This is a genomic window from Enterobacter cloacae complex sp. 2021EL-01169, from assembly GCF_020733125.1.
Lineage (GTDB): Bacteria > Pseudomonadota > Gammaproteobacteria > Enterobacterales > Enterobacteriaceae > Enterobacter > Enterobacter roggenkampii.
Map to the genome: position 1 here is coordinate 202303 of NZ_JAJFTC010000006.1, position 20247 is coordinate 222549.

Below are 20247 nucleotides of genomic sequence, written 5' to 3' on the forward strand. Positions count from 1 at the left end.
ACCGGAATAAACTTTTCTTATTGTTATTGCGTTGCTTTATTCATTGCGCTGATACCGTCGCGCAAAATGGCGATGCGATGGCTGACATCAGCATTAGCATTTATTTCCAGTAATTTAATACCGGAGAATTTCAACGTTGCGGCGCTCGCCGCAGTAAAGAGTGCTTTTGCACGTTCAGTGGACATCAGACTGTCGGCGCAGAATGAGGAAAAGGGCGCATGCAGATCCTGCCATTCACCGTACTCCCCGCCGGGGGTGGTGCCTGAAAACATCAGCGCACCCAGTTTCCCGGCATCAAGCGCGGCCTGAACGTGGTCAAGGGGAAGGGTGGTGTTACGGCCTTCGATGGCCGACCGCGCCCAGTTGATGCAGATGCTGATATCCGTGTCTTTCACCACCTCCAGCACCTGCTCCAGGGGCAGGAAGCCTTTACGTGGTGCGGCGCCGGTCATGGCATCGCAATGTTCCAGCACCAGGTCGCAGCCCCAGTCCCAGCTTGTTATTTCACGGACGGAGCGGGAAAACGCGTCGGTGGCTTGTTCGACCGAGGCATTGCCCGCCTGCGGGGCCGCCTGCATCTCAAGAGCAATCACTTTCCCCGGGAAGCGGGTATTCACGGCGTTAATTTTTTTGTGCAAATGTCGGTAAAAGTCCACGCACGCTTTACGCTGCGCGTCGTCAGCCGAGGCCAGGCCAAACGCGCTGTTGATGCCGCGGCGCCGCATGGTTTCCATAACTGCCGTGACCACGATTTGCCAGTCCCCCGGGGTATGGCGGAACAGCCATTCGTCACCAAGGGGGTGAAGATTTTCAAGGCAAGGCTGTTCCAGCCCGCGAATATTCGGCGTGTCGGAAAGTTCCCGCCAGAAGGTTTGTTCTTCTTGTTCCCCTTTCTGGTGAAACGAGGGTGCGCAGGGGTACGCACCAATAATAAAACCGGTATTAGTCATTTCGCGTTCCTGTATTTATACCCGTCATACTTCAAGTTGCATGTGCGTTGGCTGCGCTCGTTCACCCCAGTCACTTACTTATGTAAGCTCCTGGGAATTCACTCTCTTGCCGCCTTCCTGCAACTCGAATTATTTAGGGTATATCAGAAAATTAATCTAATTCGCTGATTGCCACTTTCACCACAATCTTACGAATTGTGGTTTCCTTGTTTTTAATACAGGCAGGACGGTGCACATCCTGCGGAAAAAATATGGCATAGCTGCCGGGTATCATTTCGATAAACGACTCATTTTCACTGTTGTGATAAAAAATAATATCGCGTTGTTCCAGCAATGATTCGCTTATTTCGTTATTACCGGTATCAATCGCGATACCGATTTTCTCTTCACCCCAGGCCAGGAATTGGATATCCAGATAGCGGCGATGCACTTCCGGGCGATTCTCGTGCAGATCCTTTGTTGTCAGGTCGAGAACCTGGGCAAAAATGTTGCGACCTTCAATTTCTACTACGCCTGGCTCCAGGGTGGTGAAATCCGTCGTGCGCAGAAAATGAAGGGCTTTTTCAATCGCCCGCGGCAGGCGACACGGATTTGGCTGGGAAATATGTCCGAATATCATGGCCCACTCCTTACAGAGACTGGATTTTCGCCCACACGCTGTCGTCAACCGTGATGCCGTTGCGGCGGTTCTCTTCAAGCAAACGGGTAAATTCATGCCCTGGCAGACGGATGGCGACATTTTCATCCGCGCGTTCGGCGGTGGTGATGAAGTCCATAATGCGCTGCAGTTTGGCATCGCGGGTTGGGCCATCGATCAGGCGATCCACCTCAATGGCGATGAAGATCTGCGATACGCCGTACTCGTCGCTGTTGTCCTGGGTCACTTCCGCGACGGACGATCCGTTGGAGAGCAGGGTGGCGATCATATCGAGCACGATGGATAAGCCGGACCCTTTCCAGTAGCCCATGGGCAGAATACGGCGGTTTTTCTCGATCACGCCCGGCTCTCTGGTGAGGTGACCTTCGTCGTCAAAGCCGCCATCTACCGGCAACGCGCGCCCGGCCAGGCGGTTCACCTCCAGCATGCCGTAGGAGAACATCGACATCGACATGTCGACCATGGTGATCGGGTTCGACGGAATGGCAACGATCAGCGGGTTTGTGCCGATACAGCACTCTTTTGATCCCCACGCGGGCATCACGGCAATCGAGTTGGTCCAGCAAATGCCGATATAGCCCTTCTCCGCCGCCTGCCAGCCGTAGCTGCCGCCGCGCATCCAGTGGTTCGCGTTACGCAGTGCCACCAGACCAATGCCGTGATCGGACGCCAGCTCGGTGGCGCGATCCATCATCTTCTTCGCCGTCAGGTTGCCAATGGAGCGCTGCGCATCCCACTGTTCGATGGCGCCTAATGTCATCACCCGTTTGGGCTGGGCGTCAGGAATGATATCCCCTGCATCAAGCTGCTGAATAAAACGCGGGAAGCGGTTTACACCATGCGAATAGACGCCGGATTCCGTGGTGCGGGCAAACATCTCGGCGCAGGCGTCTGCGGTTTCCGCTTTCACGCCGCGGTCGAGCAGAACCCGATTGAACGCCGCTTTCAACTCTTCGAAGGTCACTTTCATCCCTGTTCTCCTGTTCTTTTAAGGGCAAGTGTGAGTGCTTTTTTATCGCTAAATTCCACTATGCGAAATCTGATTTCAAATATATCGATCAAATTTTGTCAGATCAACGACATTCATGTTTTTCAAAATCCATTAAAATCAACTGGTTGTGTTTTTTCTGTTGAGATCGTGAACTGACCCACACTTTGCGCTACCATCAGGGCGCGCTAAACAGGAGCCATGTAATGAGCATGAAAGAGAGCGAAATGACGCAAGAAAAAGAGAGGCCAGCAGGCAGCCAGAGCTTGTTTCGCGGCCTGATGCTGATTGAGATCCTCAGCAACTATCCGAACGGGTGTCCGCTTGCACATTTATCGGAACTGGCGGGGCTGAATAAGAGCACCGTGCACCGCTTGCTGCAGGGGCTACAGTCGTGCGGGTACGTGACCCCGGCACCCGCCGCGGGCAGCTATCGCCTGACCACCAAATTTATCGCCGTCGGGCAAAAGGCGCTGTCGTCGCTGAATATCATTCATGTGGCCGCTCCGCACCTCGAAGCGCTGAACATTGCGACCGGCGAGACGGTGAACTTCTCCAGCCGGGAAGACGACCACGCCATCCTGATTTATAAGCTCGAACCGACAACCGGTATGCTGCGCACGCGCGCCTATATCGGCCAGCATATGCCGCTGTACTGCTCTGCAATGGGCAAGATTTACATGGCGTTTGGTCATCAGGATTACGTGGCGAGCTACTGGGAAAGCCATCAGGAACAGATCCAACCTTTGACGCGCAACACTATCACTGAACTGAGCGCTATGTATGATGAACTGGCGGAAATTCGCGATCGCTGCATGGCGATGGACAAAGAAGAGAACGAGCTGGGCGTCTCCTGTATTGCCGTGCCGGTGTTTGATATTCACGGCCGCGTTCCGTATGCGATCTCTATCTCGCTATCGACGTCGCGCATGAAGCAGGTGGGCGAGAAGAACCTGCTCAAGCCGCTGCGCGAAACGGCAGAGGCTATCTCAAAAGAGCTGGGTTTTAACGTACGCGAGGCGTAACAGATGAACCGATTTATCATGGCGAATGCGGAAAAATGCATCGGGTGCCGCACCTGTGAAGTGGCCTGTGCGGTCGCGCATCAGGATGAATTCACCGCAGAGGCTTTTACCTCTCGCCTGCGGGTGGTGAAGGGGGACGCCTACACTACGGCGGTGGGTTGCCATCAGTGCGAGGACGCCCCCTGTGCCAATGTCTGCCCAACCCATGCCATCAGCCTTACGGCAGGCGCCTGGCTTGTTGAGCAGACGCGCTGTATTGGCTGCAAGAGCTGTATGGTCGCCTGTCCGTTTGGGGCGATGCAGGTACGGCTGGTGGGAAGCAGGGCACAAGCGCTGAAATGTGATTTATGTGTGCAGCGCGAAGGCGGACCGGCCTGCGTGGAGGCCTGTCCAACCCACGCGCTGCGCTGCGTTGATCCTGCCAGTATTCGGGCTGAAAGGCTTACTGCATTTTATTGAAATTCCACGTAAACGTCAGACTGTAGCGCCAGTCTCTGTTGCGACTGTCTGTCGGAACATCCCCGACGGGTCTTGCCGCCTCAACCGTGATGCTATAGTGGCGGGTATCGCCTACCATCACGCCAGCCGCCACTGACCCGAGCCGCTGATGAGGCAAGCCGGAGGTGTTAAACCAGGTTTGCGCGGTATCGGCCAGGATGTTGGGCTGGATTGTGGCAAGCCATGTGCTCTCTTTTCGCATCTGGATATAGCGCAGTTCTACCTGCCCGCCATAGCCGTAATCACCGCTTGCTTCACTGTCCTGGTATCCACGGCCAAACCGCTGGGCACCGAAGCTAACGCGTTCGGGTTCTGGCAACGTGTTATTTGACCAGTCCCCCTCCCAGGACGTTGATAGCCGCCACTTGTCGGCAAACATCCAGGCTGCGTCCAGATAGCTTTTCGTGAGCGTAAAATTAATATCGGGCCTGGGGGCCGAGACGATATCGGCTCCCATCGCATCAATACCCTGACGCACGTTGAGTCGGCCGCTGATGCTGGCGGTTGTGAACTGATGTGCACCGTTGATGCCCACTTCCAGCGCGGGATAACGCGCGTGCTGGTTGACGGAGTCCAGGCTATAGGTTTTGCCCAGCAGTCTGGCCTGCAGGGCATAATCGTCCTGGCGGTCGGTGTAATCAAAACCGCTGGTCAGATTAATTTGTGATTTTTGCGTCAGCAGCAGGGGGTAGCCAAACGTCACACCGCCGTTGTATTGCGTTGTTTTTTGCTTCGAATCGACGCTGATATTATTCGGCAAAGAGAGCAGGGGCGAAAAATCTCGCGGATCCTCACGGTAATAGCTGCCTTTTAGCTGCATCGTCAGCCCTTCATCGTTTAAAAACTGCTGCCAGTTCAGGCCGACATAATTTTTTCGCGTGTTGCTATCTAACGGCACAAGCGTGGCCACGCCAAGCTGATCGCCATAGCTTGTCATGTTGCTGAGCGTGCCGTTCAGCATCATTAAATCTTGCCCTTTACGGGTATCAATCGTCGACGCGATATTCCAGCTCCGCTCCTGGTTGCCGGTGATTTGCATCGCCGCCGCGCCATAGATATTGGTTGGCAGCTGCGCGTTAGCCGTAACCGGAACGTTCGGGGTGCGCGTCATCAGCTGGCTGTAGCGATCGAACGTATCCTGAGACAGCGGTTTTTCCGCCATGATTTTTTCGGATAAACGTTTAAGACGTTCGGCGATATGCGGGTTATTACTGGTGATGTCGCTATGAGCGACATAGCCTTCAACCAGAACAATTTTAATATTGCCCTGCTGGAAATTATTATCGGGCAGCCAGGCATAAGAGAGTGGAAAACCGTCGGCCTTATAGCGTTCCGTAATATCATTTACCAGCCCCGTAAGCGTTTTTAGCGGCACGGTTTTTCCAGCGTAAGGCCTGAAGGGCTGAAGTAATTCCTTCAAGGGATAACGCGTGCCGCCAATAAACTGAATATGATGAATGGTAATGGGCGTTTCAGGCGTCAGCGTTGACTTCGGTTTTTCTATTTTGACGTTCGGCTGTGGCGCGGCCTCAGTCTGTTCGGGGGCAACGTTACGAGAAACTTGCGCCGGGTTATCGGGGTTAATAATAGAGGGCAGAGTATCGGCGCGGGCCATGCTCAGCACAACCAGCCCCGTCAGCGAAAAAAGGAAGTGGTGTTTCATCGCGCTATCCCTGTTCGTCATCCCCGGTTGGGGTGAATGTCGCTGAATAAAGCGCCCCTGAACCAGGGGCGCAGACAGGCAGTAAAAGGATTACTGTTTTGGCGTCAGTAGGCTCGAGGTTAACGTGTTGAGCCCGTTAATCGGGTTTGTCGTAGATGTGTTTTGGGTTGTGCCTGCATTGGCTGTTACACCCGCAGTCAGCGTATTGAGGGTGGTATTGACCGTTGTGCTCAGGCTATTGTTTGTGGCTGTCACATTGGCATCGGCCGTCAGAGATCCTGTGCCGCTGCCTCCGGTGGTTGATGTGGGTTTCACTAGCGTACCGCTATCCGTGACCGTCTGGCCGACATTTTGAACGACCTGACCGACACCGCTAAGCCCGCTATTGCTGCTGCTAATGTTGGTCCCCACGCCGCTGACGGTGCCACCCACCTGGGTCAGCAGACCGTTAACCGGTGTGCCGAGACCCGTTGTGGTGCCTACGGTTTGCGTCACGCCTTGTACTCCGCCCAGCGTCTTGTTAGCCAGGGTCGTGGTATCGGTTGTTACCTGAGTGACAGCAGGGCTGCTTACCGTGTTGGTGAGACCCGTGCCGGTGTTACTGACCAGTTGCCCGGTACTGTTTACCACGCTGCCCGTCAGGCCGGTTACGCCGCTGACCGGGGTTCCGGAAGTGGAACTCGCCAGGCCCGTGCCTACCGTTGAAACGGTATTGCCGAGGGAGGTGACCGACGTGGTCACGCCTTTAACCGTGGTACCCACACCGTTCGGGTTGTTTGGATCGCCAACGCCAGTCGTGACGCCTGCCCCCACGGTGGACACGGCACTGCCAACACCGCTGACGGTGGTTGAGACGGTTGACGTGACGGGATTATTTGTCGGAAGCTGGCTTCCGAGGCTATCCACAGTGGATCCGACGCTGGTCACGGTTTTACCGGCATCACCCAGTATCGTATTTACGCCTGCGGTAGTGGTTCCTCCACTGCCTCCTGAGCCTGAGCCTGAGCCTGAGCCTGAGCCTGAACCTGAACCAGAACCCGTTCCGCCGCCAGCGCCTGTCCCGGTACCTGAACCCGTTCCGGTGCCCGATCCGTTGCTGCCCGAACCGCCATTGCTCGCGGTTGTGCCACTTCCATCATCTGAGCCGCTGCTGCTTCCCGTCGCAGGGTTATTTTTGGCCGTTGAGTGAGATCCGCCACCGCTTCCACTACAGGCAGAAAGAGAGAACGCGAGCAGTACCGCAACAGCAATAGCGCTGATGCGACTAACATTATTAGGTAGCATATGAATACTCCACGCAAAAGAACGCCGAGCGGCGTATTAGTGAGTATATGCAGTATTTTTAAATATGCATGAAAGCGACTCAGGAAGGTATTTTGCTGCGTTGAAGAGGGTTATTTAAAATAACAATAAGTTAGCATATTTAATTTTTGCTTAATTATTGAGAGGGTGGTTAGCGAGCCTAAATTAAAGGAATATTCCTAAGAAAACTCAATGGGAATGATAAATGAAGCGCTACAGGATATATCCTTAATATAAGATTCAGATCACGGAAAAATAAGGCTCTTCATTTGAAGAGCCTTATTTTTTAACAATTGCCTTCTTGCCAGGCTTTTTCGATCTCTTCGGCGAGAATTTTAACACCCGCTTCGATTTTTTCCGGGTCGGGGACGTAGTTCATGCGCATGCACTGATGGGTATGCGGCCATGGCTTATCCAGACCCGGGAAGAAATAATCGCCCGGCACCATCAGTACGCCGCGCTTTTTCAGTCGCTGGTAAAGCAGTTCGGTGGAGATAGGTAAATCCTTAAACCACAGCCACAGGAAAATCGCCCCTTCCGGTTTGTGGATAAGGCAGCGTTCTTCCGGCAAATAGCGACGAAGTGTCGCAATCGTCTCCTGAACGCGCTGGTAGTAGAAAGGCTTGATTACGTCATTCGACAGACGCAGCAGGTCCTTGCGTTTGATCATCTCGCACATCATCGCCGGGCCAATGCCGCCCGGAGAAAGGCTGATAATGCCGTTCATATTGGTGATGGCGGTGATGATTTTCTCATTGGCGATGATGATGCCGCAGCGGCTGCCCGGCAGACCCAGCTTAGAGAGGCTCATGCACAGGACAATGTTCGGGTTCCACAGCGGACGTGCTTCGCTGAAGATGATGCCCGGGAACGGCACGCCGTAGGCGTTATCGATCACCAGCGGAATACCGTGCTGATTGGCCAGCGCATCCAGCTTCATCAGTTCGTCATCGGTGATCACGTTGCCCGTTGGGTTAGTCGGGCGCGATACGCAGATCATGCCCGTCTCTTCGCCAATATGCAGGTGTTCAAAATCGACGTGATATTTGAACTGGCCTTCCGGCAGCAGCTCGATGTTCGGGCGCGCAGAGACGAACAGATCCTCTTCCAGGCCGGAATCGGCATAGCCGATATACTCCGGCGCCAGCGGAAACAGCACTTTTTTGGTGGTGCCGTCCGCGCGACGCCCTGCGAAGAGGTTAAACAAGTAGAAAAACGCGCTCTGGCTGCCGTTTGTCAGTGCAATATTCTGTGGTTCGATATCCCAGCCCAGCTCGTCACGCAGCATTTCGGCGAGGAGTGCCAGCAGCTCGGTTTTCCCCTGCGGGCCGTCGTAATTGCAAAGCGCATCGGTTGCTTTGCCGCTTTCCAGCATCTGAGCGAGCAGGGTCTGGAAATAGGTATTCATCTCCGGGATTTGAGCCGGGTTTCCGCCGCCGAGCATGATTGCGCCCGGTGTGCGCAGCCCGTCGTTGAGGTCCTCCATCAGGCGAGTAATGCCTGAATGGCGGGTAAATTTGTCGCCGAAAAGTGAAAACGTCATAGCAGGTGATCTGTCGAGCTTATTTTGAAAGTGGGTAACCATAACGCTAGCACCGTGTTGGTGCAAATCGGGTGGTGTGGTCGGATTTGTGGTTTTATAGGGCGGGAGTGGATTTGTGTAGTGAATAGTTCTGGAGCTTCTCCCCTCTCCCCATGGGGAGAGGGTTAGGGTGAGGGGTATGATCTACTGATTCCCCGCCCACACGACCATCACCTTATCGCCATCATGTTCACGTACGAATCCATACCCCTCTTTCAGCGACAGCGTGGTTTGCTTGCCTTCACCAATCGCCGGGTGGCGGGCGCGGAACTGACCCAGCGTTTGCCAGTGGGCGACGGTTAAGGCCTGCTTGCCCGTGACGTCCTGCCAGTTCATATCCGAGCGGGTGCCCTGCAGCGGGTCGGAGCCTGTCGGCCCGAACGGACGCTCGGACTCATCCCCGTAATAGATTTGCACGCTGCCCGGTGCCAGCAGGAGCAGCTCCGCCGCGCGCTGGCCCCCTTCGCGGAACAGACGCGTATCGTGTGATGAGAGGTAGCTCAGCACATTGAAGCTTTGCAGCTTCTCCGCCATCTGCTGCCAGGTGAGATCCATATCGGCCAGGCAATTTACCGCTTTCGCCGCCTGCTCCTGATAATCAAAGTTGATCATCGCGTCGAAGCCGTGGCGGTAATAATCGCTCTGCATCACTCCGTGACCCCAGGATTCGCCGGTCATCCAGAACGGTGCGTTGTCGAGCTTTTTGTCCGGGTGAGCGCCTTTCCAGGCGGCCAGCGCCTGGCTTGCCTGGTCTTTCAGCTGCTGCCAGGCCGCAAGCTCAACGTGCTTCGCGGTATCCACGCGGAAACCGTCGATGCCGTAGTCACGTACCCACTGGCTGAGCCAGTGGGTCAGGTAATCGCGCGGGGTATAGCCCGGAATAGCTTTCGCGTGGGTATCGGGTTTGTGTTGGTAGAAATTGGGTAGCCCGGAAGGGGCGGTGGATTCCGTTTTCAGGTCGGGCAGAAACGCCAGCGACATCGTTAAATCATCGAAGCCGGGGTTGTCGTAATCACCGATGTCGGTGCGGATCCACTTTTTACCCCACCATTTTTCCCATGCGGCTTTGTCGCTGAAGTTGATGTAGTCGTTGAAGCTATGCCAGGTCTGGCCTGCGCCAGGCTTCCAGTCCGTCCAGTGGTCTCCAAGCGTCTTTTTCAGCTCATCACCCTGCAGGTACAGGGCGCCAAACTGATACGCCTGCATGTCCGCAAGCGTCGCGTAGCCCGTGTGGTTCATGACGATATCAAACAGGATGCGAATGCCGCGCTTATGCGCTTCATCAACAAGCTGACGCAGGTCATCCCCGGTGCCCATGTTGGCGTCGAGCGTTGTCCAGTCCTGGGTGTAGTAGCCGTGGTAGGCATAATGCGGGAAATCACCTTTGGTGCCGCCGCCTACCCAGCCGTGGATCTGCTCAAGCGGGGAGCTTATCCAGAGCGCATTCACCCCCAGCTGCTGCAGGTAATCGAGCTTGCTGGTCAGTCCCTTGAGATCCCCGCCGTGGAATGTACCAATCTCCTGCATGCCGTCTTTGTGGCGGCCGTAGCTGTTGTCGTTGCTCGGATCACCATTCACATAGCGGTCAGTCAGTACAAAATAGACGGTGGCGTTTTGCCAGCTAAACGGCGCAGGCCTGTCGGTTTCAGCGCGCTCAAGCAGCAGCAGGCCGTTACTGTTGGCGGCTGGCTGCAGGGTGATTTTTCCACCTTGTACGGTCACCGTCTGTTTACTGTAGAAATCGCGCACGACGGAGCCTTCCGGGAAGGTATGGCTGACGTCCAGCGTCAGCGGCTTACCGTCCCACTTCGGACACTGGCGGATAACGTTGGCCACCGGCTGTTCTGTCGCGCTCTGAACCGCCAGCAGCAGGGTGGGCGTGCCGGAGCGTGTATCAATCCGCATCTGGTATTCACCGTCGCGGAAAAGGCGCCACTGCGGCGGTGTGCCGTCACAGGGCTTGAGCGACAGCATCTCATTGAGTTTTATCGCGCCTGTGGGCTGCCAGCACGTCTTGTCAAAACTGAGCGTAAGAGGACGCGTACCCTTCGCAAGCTTTGCCTGGCTGGTGAAAATCCCGGTGCCTTCGGCGCGAAATGCGTCAAACCCCGGCGATGACCAGTCGGCATGCGCCAGTGCGGGTAACATCAGAAAGGCTATTGCGGTGCGTTTCATTCCTGGTTCCTGTCGCGGATTTTTTGACCAGTGTGCCAGCAGGCGGGCGGGAAAAACTCATCCCCTGTCGCTTTCTGCCAGGAGGATGCGTGAGGATGAGTGATCTTGCGCAAAATTAGGCAGTTATCTGCGATAACGCACACATTTTTCCAGAAATGATGTTTTTATGAGCAAGTTTCAGGTGACATAGTTTCGGAATTGGACTATTTCTATACGTGCTCTTGAAGTCTATTTTTGATATGATTTGAGATTCCGCTCTCAAATTTGTGAAAAAAATAAGGTGTTGGGATGATTACATCCGACCAGGAGACCTAATGATATCGACTCCCATTCGACGATATGGGGCTGCGATACTCATGTTACTCACCACGGCATTTTCGGGTGGGGTGCTTGCGAAGACGCACACGGATACAACGAGTAAGAAAGCCCACGTAATAAAGACGACAAGTAGTAAGGTTAGCAGTAAACAAGAGTATTCTCGCAATAGTGCAAAGAGTAGTTCACTTCCTGATTTGCGAAAATACCCTTCCGGAACACCAAGGAAAAAAGCGTTTCTCCGGACGGTAATGCCTTACATCACGAGTCAAAATGCCGCGATTACTGCGGATCGTAACTGGCTGATTTCCAAACAGTACGATAGCCGCTGGTCGCCATCCGAGCGCGCGCGTCTGAAAGATATCACGAAGCGCTACAAGCTGAGCTGGAACGGGAACACGCGTCGTGTGCCGTGGAATGCTCTCCTTGAGCGTGTGGATATCATCCCGGGCAGCATGGTTGCGACCATGGCTGCAGCCGAAAGCGGCTGGGGAACGTCTAAGCTAGCGCGTAACAACAACAACCTTTTCGGCATGAAATGCGTGAAAGGTCGTTGTACGAATGCGCCTGGCAAGGTGAAAGGCTATTCGCAGTTTGAATCCGTGAAGGATTCCGTGAACGCCTATGTGGTGAATCTGAACACGCACCCGGCCTACTCATCGTTCCGTAAATCACGCGCTCAGCTGCGTAAAGCGGACCAGGAAGTGACGGCCAGTACGATGATCCACAAGCTGAAAGGGTATTCGACGAAGGGACAGAGCTATAACAACTATCTGTTCGCCATGTACCAGGATAACCAGCGCTTAATCGCCGCTCATATGTAATCTCAAAAAAACGCCTTCCACTGGAAGGCGTTTTCTTTTCTAGATCAGCACCTCGCTGTGGCGATCCCGATACTCCTTCGGCGTGGTGTCATACTCTTTGCGGAACACCGAGTAGAAATATTGCAGAGACGGGTAACCGCACATCTGCGAGATTTCGTTGATCGACAGCGACGTGGAAACGAGCAGGCTGCGTGCTTTCTCCAGCTTTTCAGCATGGATGACGGCATGAATGGTTTCACCCACCTCTTCTTTAAAACGCTTCTCCAGATTCGAACGCGAAATGCCCACCGAATCCAGCACCTGATCGACCTTAATCCCTTTGCAGGCGTGGTTGCGAATATAGTGCATGGCCTGAATGACGGCCGGGTCGCTTAAGGAGCGATAATCGGTCGAGCGACGTTCCACGACGCGAACCGGTGGCACCAGCAGGCGCTGAAGCGGCAGAGATTCTTTATCCAGCAGACGGTGCAGCAGCTTCGCCGCCTGATAGCCCATTTGACGCGTGCCCTGAGCCACGGAAGAGAGCGCCACGCGGGACAGATAGCGGGTAAGCTCTTCGTTATCAATGCCAATCACGCACAGCTTTTCGGGCACCGGAATGTGTAAGTGTTCGCAGACCTGCAGCACGTGGCGGGCGCGGGCGTCCGTTACGGCAATAATCCCGGTTTGCGGCGGCAGCGTTTGCAGCCAGTCAGCGAGACGGTTCTGCGCGTGCTGCCAGTTTTCCGGGGCGGTTTCCAGCCCCTGATAGACCACGCCGCGATACTTCTCCTGCGCGACCAGCTGGCAAAATGCGTGTTCACGCTCAACGGCCCAGCGCTTGCCGCTGGTGGCGGGTAAACCATAAAACGCGAAGCGGTGGACGCCTTTCTCTTTTAAATGGAGAAACGCGGCTTCGACCAGGGCATGGTTATCGGTGGCAATATAGTGAACCGGCGGATAGTGTTCGGGCGAGTGGTAGGAGCCGCCGACGCCCACGATCGGCACGTCGACGTCGGTCAGCAGCTGTTCAATGACGGGGTCGTCATAGTCGGCGATGACGCCATCGCCCAGCCAGTCTTTAATGTTCTCCAGACGGGTGCGGAAATCTTCTTCAATAAAAATATCCCATTCGGATTGCGACGCCTGCAAATATTCACCCACGCCTTCTACCACCTGACGGTCATAGGCTTTGTTGGCATTGAATAACAACGTAATGCGGTGACGCTTTTCAAACATGGCTCACTTCCCAATTAAGTCACAATACCGTTATCAGGCCCGTCGCTTGGTGGCCGAGTCCATCCAGACTGCCAGTAAAAGAATGGCTCCCTTGACGATATACTGCCAAAACGTCGGGACGTCCATCATACTCATCCCGTTATCCAACGACGCCATGATAAATGCCCCCATCACCGCGCCCGCGACGCTGCCGATACCCCCTGCGAGGCTGGTACCGCCAATAACGCAGGCGGCGATAGCATCCAGCTCGGCGATGTTGCCCGCGGAGGGTGAACCGGCCCCCAGACGCGAGCTGAGGATCAGCCCGGCGATGGCGACCATCAGGCCGTTAATGGCGAAGACCGCGAGTTTGGTGCGTTCGACGTTAATCCCCGACAAACGGGCAGCCTCAAGGTTGCCGCCGATGGCATAAATACGGCGGCCAAACGCGGTGCGCGTCGCCATAAACATGCCGCCCAGCAGCAAAAGCGCCAGCAGCAGCACCGGCGTCGGAACGCCGCGATAGTCATTCAGAAGCCAGATGGCGCCCAGCACAATGACCGCCGTCAGCGCCTGACGTCCCACCACCGAGGTTGATGCTGGCGACGCCAGCCCCAGCGCCTGACGGCGCATGCGTCCACGCCACTGCCACGCGACAAACGCCAGCAACCCCGCCACGCCGATGGTAAAGCCCACGCCATCCGGGAGATAGCTTTGACCAATCTGCGACATGGCCGCGCTGGTCGGGGAGACGGTGGTACCGTTGGTGATGCCGATTAAGATCCCGCGGAAGGCCAGCATCCCCGCCAGGGTGACAATGAACGACGGCACTTTACGGTAGGCTACCCACCAGCCGTTCCAGGCCCCCAGAACCAGACCCAGCACCAGCGTGACTGCCACGGTAAGCGGCAGCGGCCAGCCGAGCCAGACGTCAAAAATGGCCGCCACGCCGCCGAGGAGCCCCATCATCGAGCCGACCGACAGATCGATTTCCGCGGAGATAATCACGAACACCATGCCCACGGCCAGAATGCCGGTGATAGCGGTCTGGCGGAGCAGGTTGGAGACGTTACGCGCGCTCAGGTACGAGCCATCCGTCATCCAGGTAAAAAAGAGCATGATGACGATAATGGCCGCGATCATCACGAACACCTGCAGGTTCAGCGCTTTTAGCCCTGCGAACGCACCGGGCGTCGGAACGGCGACTTTGATATCAGACGGATTGCTTTTCGACATGACGTTCGCTCCTTAAAGCGGCTTCCATCACCTGCTCCTGCGTCAGGTTCTGGTTAATCAGGTTGGCTTTCAGTTTTCCCTCGTGCATAACCAGCACACGGTCGCTCAGGCCGAGCACTTCGGGTAACTCAGACGAAATAACAATGACGGCAATCCCTTGCTGTACAAGCTGATTAATCAGTTTGTAGATTTCATATTTGGCACCGATATCAATCCCGCGCGTGGGCTCATCGAGGATTAATATGCGCGGGTTGAGCAGCAGGCAGCGCGCCAGAATCGCCTTCTGCTGGTTGCCGCCGCTCAGGCGGCCAATGGCCAGTTCCGGTGAGGAGGTTTTGACCTTCAGACGGGCAAGCGACTGGAGGATGCACTGCTGCTCGGCGGCATCGTCAAGGCTGCTCAGCGCGCCGGAGAAGCGATCGAGTGCCGCAAGCGTAATGTTTTTCCCCACTGCCATGACCGGCACGATGCCGTCCTTTTTGCGGTCTTCCGGCACCATAGCAATGCCGTGGGCAATCGCCTGCTGGCAGTTGTCGATTTTCACCGGCTGGCCGTCGATATAAATCGTGCCCTCCCAGCGCCCCGGCCATACGCCAAACAGACACTGTACGGCCTCCGTGCGCCCGGCGCCGACTAACCCGGCAATACCGAGAATTTCGCCGCTGTGCAGAGAAAACGAGACGTTATTGACGCGCTTGATGTGGCGGTTAACGGGGTGCCACGCGGTCAGGTTTTCCACGCGCAGCACTTCATCACCTTTGGTGTGAGGCTCATTCGGGTAGAGCGCCGTCAGCTCGCGCCCCACCATCATGGTGATGATGTCATCTTCGCTCATGCCCGCGGCTTCACGCGTGCCGATGTGTTGCCCATCGCGGATCACGCAGATGGTGTCCGAAATGGCTTTAACCTCGTTCAGCTTGTGCGAAATGTAGATACAGGCGATGCCGTGGTTTTGCAGATCGCGGATGATATTGAGCAGAACCGCGGTTTCCTGTTCGGTGAGCGAGGCCGTTGGCTCATCGAGGATCAGCAGCCTGACCTGCTTATTGAGCGCTTTAGCGATTTCAACCAGCTGCTGTTGCCCCAGGCCCAGGTCGCCCACGCGGGTATCCGGTGAAATGTGGAGGCTCACCTGCGCCAGCAGCTTTTCACAGCGGAGCGTCATGGTGTCGTAATCCAGCACGCCGTGGCGGGAGATTTCGGCTCCGAGGAAAATGTTCTCCAGCACGGTGAGATGTTTCACCAGCGCCAGTTCCTGGTGGATGATGGCGATACCTTTGCGTTCGGTATCGCGAATGTGAGTTGCCTGGATCACTTCGCCGGCAAAGACGATTTCGCCTTCGTAGCTACCGTGCGGGTAGATCCCACACAGCACTTTCATCAGCGTTGACTTGCCTGAACCGTTCTCGCCACACAGCGATACCACTTCGCCGGGGTTTAGCCGGAGACTGACGTTGTCGACGGCTTTTACCGTGCCGAAGCGCTTGGTGATGCTTTTCATTTCAAGTAAATAAGGCATAACTGCTCCACATAACCCGAGGAAAGAACAGTGCAACGTGATGCGCCCCCGCAGAGCAGGGGCCGCGCCGGATTACAGTTCGCTCTTCTTGTGGAAACCGTCCTTAATGACGGTGGCGTCAATGTTCTCTTTATTGACTTCAATAGGGGTGAGCAGGCGAGCCGGAACGTCTTTCAGCCCGTTATTCAGCGTGGCGTCTGCTTTTGGTTGCTTACCGTTGCCCAGTTCCACGGCGATTTCCGCCGCCGTATTGGCCAACTCGGTAATCGGTTTGTAGACCGTCATGGTTTGGGTGCCGGCGATAATACGTTTTACGCCAGCCAGATCGGCATCTTGCCCTGAAATGGCGACTTTACCCGCCAGCCCCTGGGCGCTCAGGGCCTGAATCGCACCGCCTGCGGTGGCATCGTTGGAGGCCACAACCGCGTCAATTTTGTTGTTGTTGGCCGTCAGCGCGTTTTCCATAATCTTCAGGGCGTTTTCGGGTAACCATCCGTCGGCCCACTGATCGCCAACCACTTTTATTTTCCCGTTATCGATGTACGGTTTAAGGACCTTCATTTGCCCTTCGCGGAACAGCTTGGCGTTGTTATCTACCGGCGAGCCGCCCATCAGGAAATAATTGCCCTGAGGCACTTTGTCGATCAGGCTTTGTGCCTGTAATTCGCCGACTTTTTCATTGTCGAACGAAATATAATAATCAATGTCCGCATTATTAATCATGCGGTCATAGGCCAGCACTTTTATGCCTTCTTGTTTGGCTTCTTTCACTACGTTACTTAATACCTGGCCGTTATAGGGGATAATGACCAGCACATCGACGCCACGGTTAATCATATTCTCGATCTGCGACATTTGCGTTTCTTCGTTGCCGTTAGCTGACTGAACAAACACATTCGCACCGAGTGATTCCGCTTTTTTGACAAAAATATCGCGATCTTTTTGCCAGCGCTCCAGACGAAGGTCGTCAATCGCCATGCCAATTTTGACCTCTTTGGCATGTCCTGCAAAGCTTGCCAGAAGGAGCGTGGCGCAGAGCGTTAGGGTCAGGTTCTTTATCTTCATAATTATTAGGCCTTTTTGTAGGGGTATGTGTTGCTGAGATAAAAGAAACATTCACTGCTGGGACGCAGCAAATTTTTAACGCGGAAAGGCAGGCTGGCAATTACAGATTTTTATCTTCTCATTATGATATTTGGTTTATTTCTGAATTTATGACCGCGATCGGATTTTAAAATACGTAACGTCTTAATTACATTTGATTCTGGAATCCGCGCCGAAAAATAGTTTGCCTGCGCATTATTTTGCGAGCCAGCGCACAGTTGTGCATTCTCTCAATAGCAGTGTGAAATAACGTAATTGAGCAACCCAAAATGTCTATTCACTATTACTCCTGTATCAACGACTCGCCGCATACCCTGATTATGGAGCTCAATATGCAAGCTTATTTCGACCAACTCGATCGTGTTCGTTACGAAGGCCCGAAAACGACCAATCCTTTAGCATTTCGTCACTACAACCCGGATGAGCTGGTGCTGGGTAAGCGCATGGAAGATCATCTGCGCTTTGCCGCCTGTTACTGGCATACCTTCTGCTGGAACGGCGCCGATATGTTCGGCGTGGGCTCCTTTGACCGCCCGTGGCAGCAGCCGGGTGAGGCCATCGAGCTGGCGAAACGCAAAGCCGATGTGGCGTTTGAGTTCTTCCACAAGCTGAACGTGCCGTACTACTGCTTCCATGACGTCGACGTGTCGCCGGAAGGCGCATCGCTGAAAGAGTATCTGAACAACTTTGCGCAGATGGTGGATGTACTGGCGGCAAAACAGCAGCAAAGCGGCGTGAAGCTGCTGTGGGGCACGGCAAACTGCTTCACTAACCCACGCTACGGCGCAGGTGCGGCAACCAACCCGGATCCGGAAGTGTTTAGCTGGGCGGCCACGCAGGTGGTGACGGCAATGAACGCCACGCATCAGCTGGGTGGCGAAAACTATGTCCTGTGGGGAGGCCGTGAAGGCTATGAAACCCTGCTCAACACCGATCTGCGTCAGGAGCGCGAGCAGATTGGCCGCTTTATGCAGATGGTTGTCGACCACAAGCACAAAATTGGCTTCCGCGGCACGCTGTTGATTGAGCCGAAGCCGCAGGAGCCGACGAAGCACCAGTATGACTACGACGTGGCGACGGTGTATGGCTTCCTGAAGCAGTTCGGTCTGGAAAAAGAGATTAAAGTGAACATTGAGGCCAACCACGCCACGCTGGCGGGCCACTCTTTCCACCACGAGATCGCGTCGGCGATTGCGCTGGGCATCTTCGGCTCGGTCGATGCGAACCGCGGCGACCCGCAGCTGGGCTGGGATACCGACCAGTTCCCGAACAGCGTGGAAGAGAATGCGCTGGTGATGTATGAAATCATCAAAGCGGGCGGCTTCACTACCGGCGGCCTGAACTTTGACGCCAAGGTGCGTCGCCAGAGCACCGACAAATACGATCTGTTCTACGGCCACATTGGCGCGATGGACACCATGGCGCTGGCGCTGAAGGTAGCGGCACGTATGATTGAAGACGGCGAGCTCGATAAACGCGTGGCGAAGCGTTACAGCGGCTGGAACAGTGAGCTTGGCCAGCAAATTTTGAAAGGTCAGTTATCACTTGCGGAAATCGCGAAGTACGCTGAACACCATCAGCTGGCGCCGCAGCACCAGAGCGGGCACCAGGAGCTGCTGGAAAATCTGGTCAATCACTACCTGTTCGATAAATAACGGCATCCAGCTTGTAGGCCCGGTAAGCTCAGCGCCACCGGGCATTTTCACTTAAGGAATCCACTATATGTATATCGGGATCGATCTGGGCACATCGGGTGTGAAAGCCATCCTGTTAAGCGAGCAGGGCGAGGTGTTAGCAACGCAGACTGAAAAGCTGCAGGTTTCACGTCCGCATCCGCTGTGGTCGGAACAGGACCCGGAGCAGTGGTGGCAGGCAACGGATCGTGCAATCAAGGCGTTAGGTGAACAGCATTCTCTGCGTGACGTGAAAGCGCTGGGGATTGCCGGGCAAATGCACGGTGCAACCTTGCTGGACAGCGAGCATCGCGTGTTGCGTCCTGCGATCCTCTGGAATGACGGCCGCTGTGCAGAAGAGTGTGCGCTTCTTGAGGAACGCGTACCCACTTCCCGCGCGATCACCGGCAACCTGATGATGCCCGGCTTTACCGCGCCTAAGCTTCTGTGGGTGCAGCGACACGAGCCGGAGATTTTCCGGCAGGTGGCGAAAGTCCTGCTGCCGAAAGACTATCTGCGTTTTCGCATGACGGGCGATTTTGCCTCCGACATGTCTGATGCCGCCGGCACGATGTGGCTCGACGTGGCGAAACGCGACTGGAGCGAGGCGATGCTGGATGCCTGCCATTTGACCCGTGAACACATGCCCGCCCTGTTCGAAGGTAGCGAGGTAACAGGCATGTTGCTGCCGGACGTTGCGGAACGCTGGAATATGTCTGCCGTGCCGGTGGTTGCCGGGGGCGGTGACAATGCCGCAGGGGCCGTGGGCGTCGGCATGGTTGAGGCAGGTCAAGCGATGCTGTCGCTGGGAACGTCTGGCGTCTATTTTGCCGTCAGTGACGGCTATCGCAGCAATCCCGAAAGCGCGGTGCACAGTTTCTGTCATGCGCTGCCAGGAAAATGGCATTTGATGTCGGTGATGCTGAGTGCAGCGTCGTGCCTGGACTGGGCGGCGAAGCTGACCGGGATGGCCGATGTTCCTGCGTTGATTGCCGCAGCACAGCAGGCGGATGAAAATGCCGGTACCGTCTGGTTTTTACCGTATCTGTCCGGCGAGCGTACGCCACACAACAACCCTGAAGCGAAAGGGGTGTTCTTTGGCTTAACCCATCAGCATGGTCCGGCAGAACTGGCGCGTGCGGTTCTCGAAGGCGTCGGATATGCGCTGGCTGACGGAATGGACGTGGTTCACGACTGCGGCCTGAAACCCGCAAGCGTCACCCTGATTGGCGGCGGTGCGCGAAGCCCTTACTGGCGACAAATGCTGTCGGACATCAGCGGCTTGCAGCTGGATTTCCGCACCGGTGGCGATGTTGGCCCCGCGCTCGGCGCCGCGCGTCTGGCGCAGATTGCTATGAACCCGGAAAAACCGGTTTCACAACTGCTGCCGCAGCTTACGCTTGAACAGGCACATTTGCCTGACGCGGCGCGCCACGCGCGGTACGCGGAAAGGCGCGACGTGTTCCGCAAAATCTACCAGCAGCTGCTGCCGCTGATGACGTAAATTCGCTTGTCCGGGAGAGGCACGAGGATGTCCT

17 protein-coding genes are annotated in these 20247 nt (G+C 55.5%); 5 read left to right on the top strand and 12 right to left on the bottom strand.

The window, feature by feature from the left end:
* Window positions 1-23: 23 nt before the first annotated feature.
* The 3 genes from LLF79_RS16520 to yiaK all read right to left on the bottom strand — a co-directional run bounded on the left by LLF79_RS16520 (window position 24) and on the right by yiaK (window position 2578).
* A complete protein-coding gene (locus LLF79_RS16520) occupies window positions 24-950 on the bottom strand; it encodes a DUF4862 family protein (RefSeq protein ID WP_227879897.1) in 927 nt (308 codons plus the stop codon).
* A 151-nt stretch (window positions 951-1101) separates the two neighbouring features.
* Window positions 1102-1569: a YhcH/YjgK/YiaL family protein gene (locus LLF79_RS16525; RefSeq protein WP_023294828.1), complete on the bottom strand. Its 468-nt coding sequence runs from the start codon at window positions 1567-1569 to the stop codon at window positions 1102-1104.
* Between the two features lie 10 nt (window positions 1570-1579).
* A complete protein-coding gene (gene yiaK, locus LLF79_RS16530) occupies window positions 1580-2578 on the bottom strand; it encodes a 3-dehydro-L-gulonate 2-dehydrogenase (protein ID WP_021242451.1) in 999 nt (332 codons plus the stop codon).
* A 224-nt stretch (window positions 2579-2802) separates the two neighbouring features.
* Between yiaK and yiaJ the strand changes: the two genes are divergently transcribed.
* On the top strand, window positions 2803-3621 hold the full coding sequence (gene yiaJ, locus LLF79_RS16535) for an IclR family transcriptional regulator YiaJ (RefSeq protein WP_100122890.1): 819 nt from the start codon (window positions 2803-2805) through the stop codon (window positions 3619-3621).
* A 3-nt stretch (window positions 3622-3624) separates the two neighbouring features.
* A complete protein-coding gene (locus LLF79_RS16540) occupies window positions 3625-4080 on the top strand; it encodes a 4Fe-4S dicluster domain-containing protein (RefSeq protein ID WP_032664685.1) in 456 nt (151 codons plus the stop codon).
* On the opposite strand, the gene LLF79_RS16545 is transcribed toward LLF79_RS16540, so the two are convergent.
* The 5 genes from LLF79_RS16545 to LLF79_RS16565 all read right to left on the bottom strand — a co-directional run bounded on the left by LLF79_RS16545 (window position 4064) and on the right by LLF79_RS16565 (window position 10841).
* Window positions 4064-5782, bottom strand: a complete 1719-nt coding sequence (locus LLF79_RS16545; RefSeq protein ID WP_227879899.1) for a ShlB/FhaC/HecB family hemolysin secretion/activation protein — start codon at window positions 5780-5782, stop codon at window positions 4064-4066. The two genes, LLF79_RS16540 and LLF79_RS16545, sit on opposite strands and share 17 nt — an antisense overlap.
* A gap of 90 nt (window positions 5783-5872) precedes the next feature.
* Entirely contained in the window at window positions 5873-6709 is an 837-nt protein-coding gene (locus tag LLF79_RS16550; protein ID WP_227879901.1) for a collagen-like triple helix repeat-containing protein, read from the bottom strand.
* A 29-nt stretch (window positions 6710-6738) separates the two neighbouring features.
* The gene (locus LLF79_RS16555) at window positions 6739-7053 is read right to left on the bottom strand and encodes a hypothetical protein (RefSeq protein ID WP_227879905.1); all 315 of its coding nucleotides are present in this window, start codon (window positions 7051-7053) and stop codon (window positions 6739-6741) included.
* A gap of 317 nt (window positions 7054-7370) precedes the next feature.
* A complete protein-coding gene (gene avtA, locus LLF79_RS16560; RefSeq protein WP_023294831.1) occupies window positions 7371-8627 on the bottom strand; it encodes a valine--pyruvate transaminase in 1257 nt (418 codons plus the stop codon).
* A gap of 183 nt (window positions 8628-8810) precedes the next feature.
* Window positions 8811-10841: an alpha-amylase gene (locus LLF79_RS16565; RefSeq protein WP_044597350.1), complete on the bottom strand. Its 2031-nt coding sequence runs from the start codon at window positions 10839-10841 to the stop codon at window positions 8811-8813.
* A 314-nt stretch (window positions 10842-11155) separates the two neighbouring features.
* Between LLF79_RS16565 and LLF79_RS16570 the strand changes: the two genes are divergently transcribed.
* Complete coding sequence (locus LLF79_RS16570) at window positions 11156-11980, top strand: protein bax (protein ID WP_021242459.1); 825 nt, start codon at window positions 11156-11158, stop codon at window positions 11978-11980.
* A gap of 39 nt (window positions 11981-12019) precedes the next feature.
* On the opposite strand, the gene xylR is transcribed toward LLF79_RS16570, so the two are convergent.
* The 4 genes from xylR to xylF form a co-directional block, all read right to left on the bottom strand.
* The gene (xylR, locus tag LLF79_RS16575; RefSeq protein WP_023345227.1) at window positions 12020-13198 is read right to left on the bottom strand and encodes a D-xylose utilization transcriptional activator XylR; all 1179 of its coding nucleotides are present in this window, start codon (window positions 13196-13198) and stop codon (window positions 12020-12022) included.
* Between the two features lie 33 nt (window positions 13199-13231).
* Window positions 13232-14413, bottom strand: coding sequence for a xylose ABC transporter permease XylH (gene xylH, locus LLF79_RS16580; protein ID WP_008502744.1), 1182 nt, complete (start codon window positions 14411-14413; stop codon window positions 13232-13234).
* Entirely contained in the window at window positions 14391-15932 is a 1542-nt protein-coding gene (locus LLF79_RS16585) for a xylose ABC transporter ATP-binding protein (RefSeq protein ID WP_008502745.1), read from the bottom strand. The genes xylH and LLF79_RS16585 overlap by 23 nt, the downstream gene beginning before the upstream one ends.
* A 72-nt stretch (window positions 15933-16004) precedes the next feature.
* The gene (xylF, locus tag LLF79_RS16590) at window positions 16005-16997 is read right to left on the bottom strand and encodes a D-xylose ABC transporter substrate-binding protein (RefSeq protein ID WP_023618556.1); all 993 of its coding nucleotides are present in this window, start codon (window positions 16995-16997) and stop codon (window positions 16005-16007) included.
* Between the two features lie 371 nt (window positions 16998-17368).
* On the opposite strand from xylF, the gene xylA reads away from it, so the two are divergent.
* Together xylA and xylB are read left to right on the top strand one after the other, a co-directional pair.
* Entirely contained in the window at window positions 17369-18691 is a 1323-nt protein-coding gene (gene xylA, locus LLF79_RS16595; RefSeq protein WP_094944770.1) for a xylose isomerase, read from the top strand.
* A gap of 67 nt (window positions 18692-18758) precedes the next feature.
* The gene (xylB, locus tag LLF79_RS16600; RefSeq protein ID WP_227879906.1) at window positions 18759-20213 is read left to right on the top strand and encodes a xylulokinase; all 1455 of its coding nucleotides are present in this window, start codon (window positions 18759-18761) and stop codon (window positions 20211-20213) included.
* The last annotated feature ends 34 nt before the right edge of the window (window positions 20214-20247 follow it).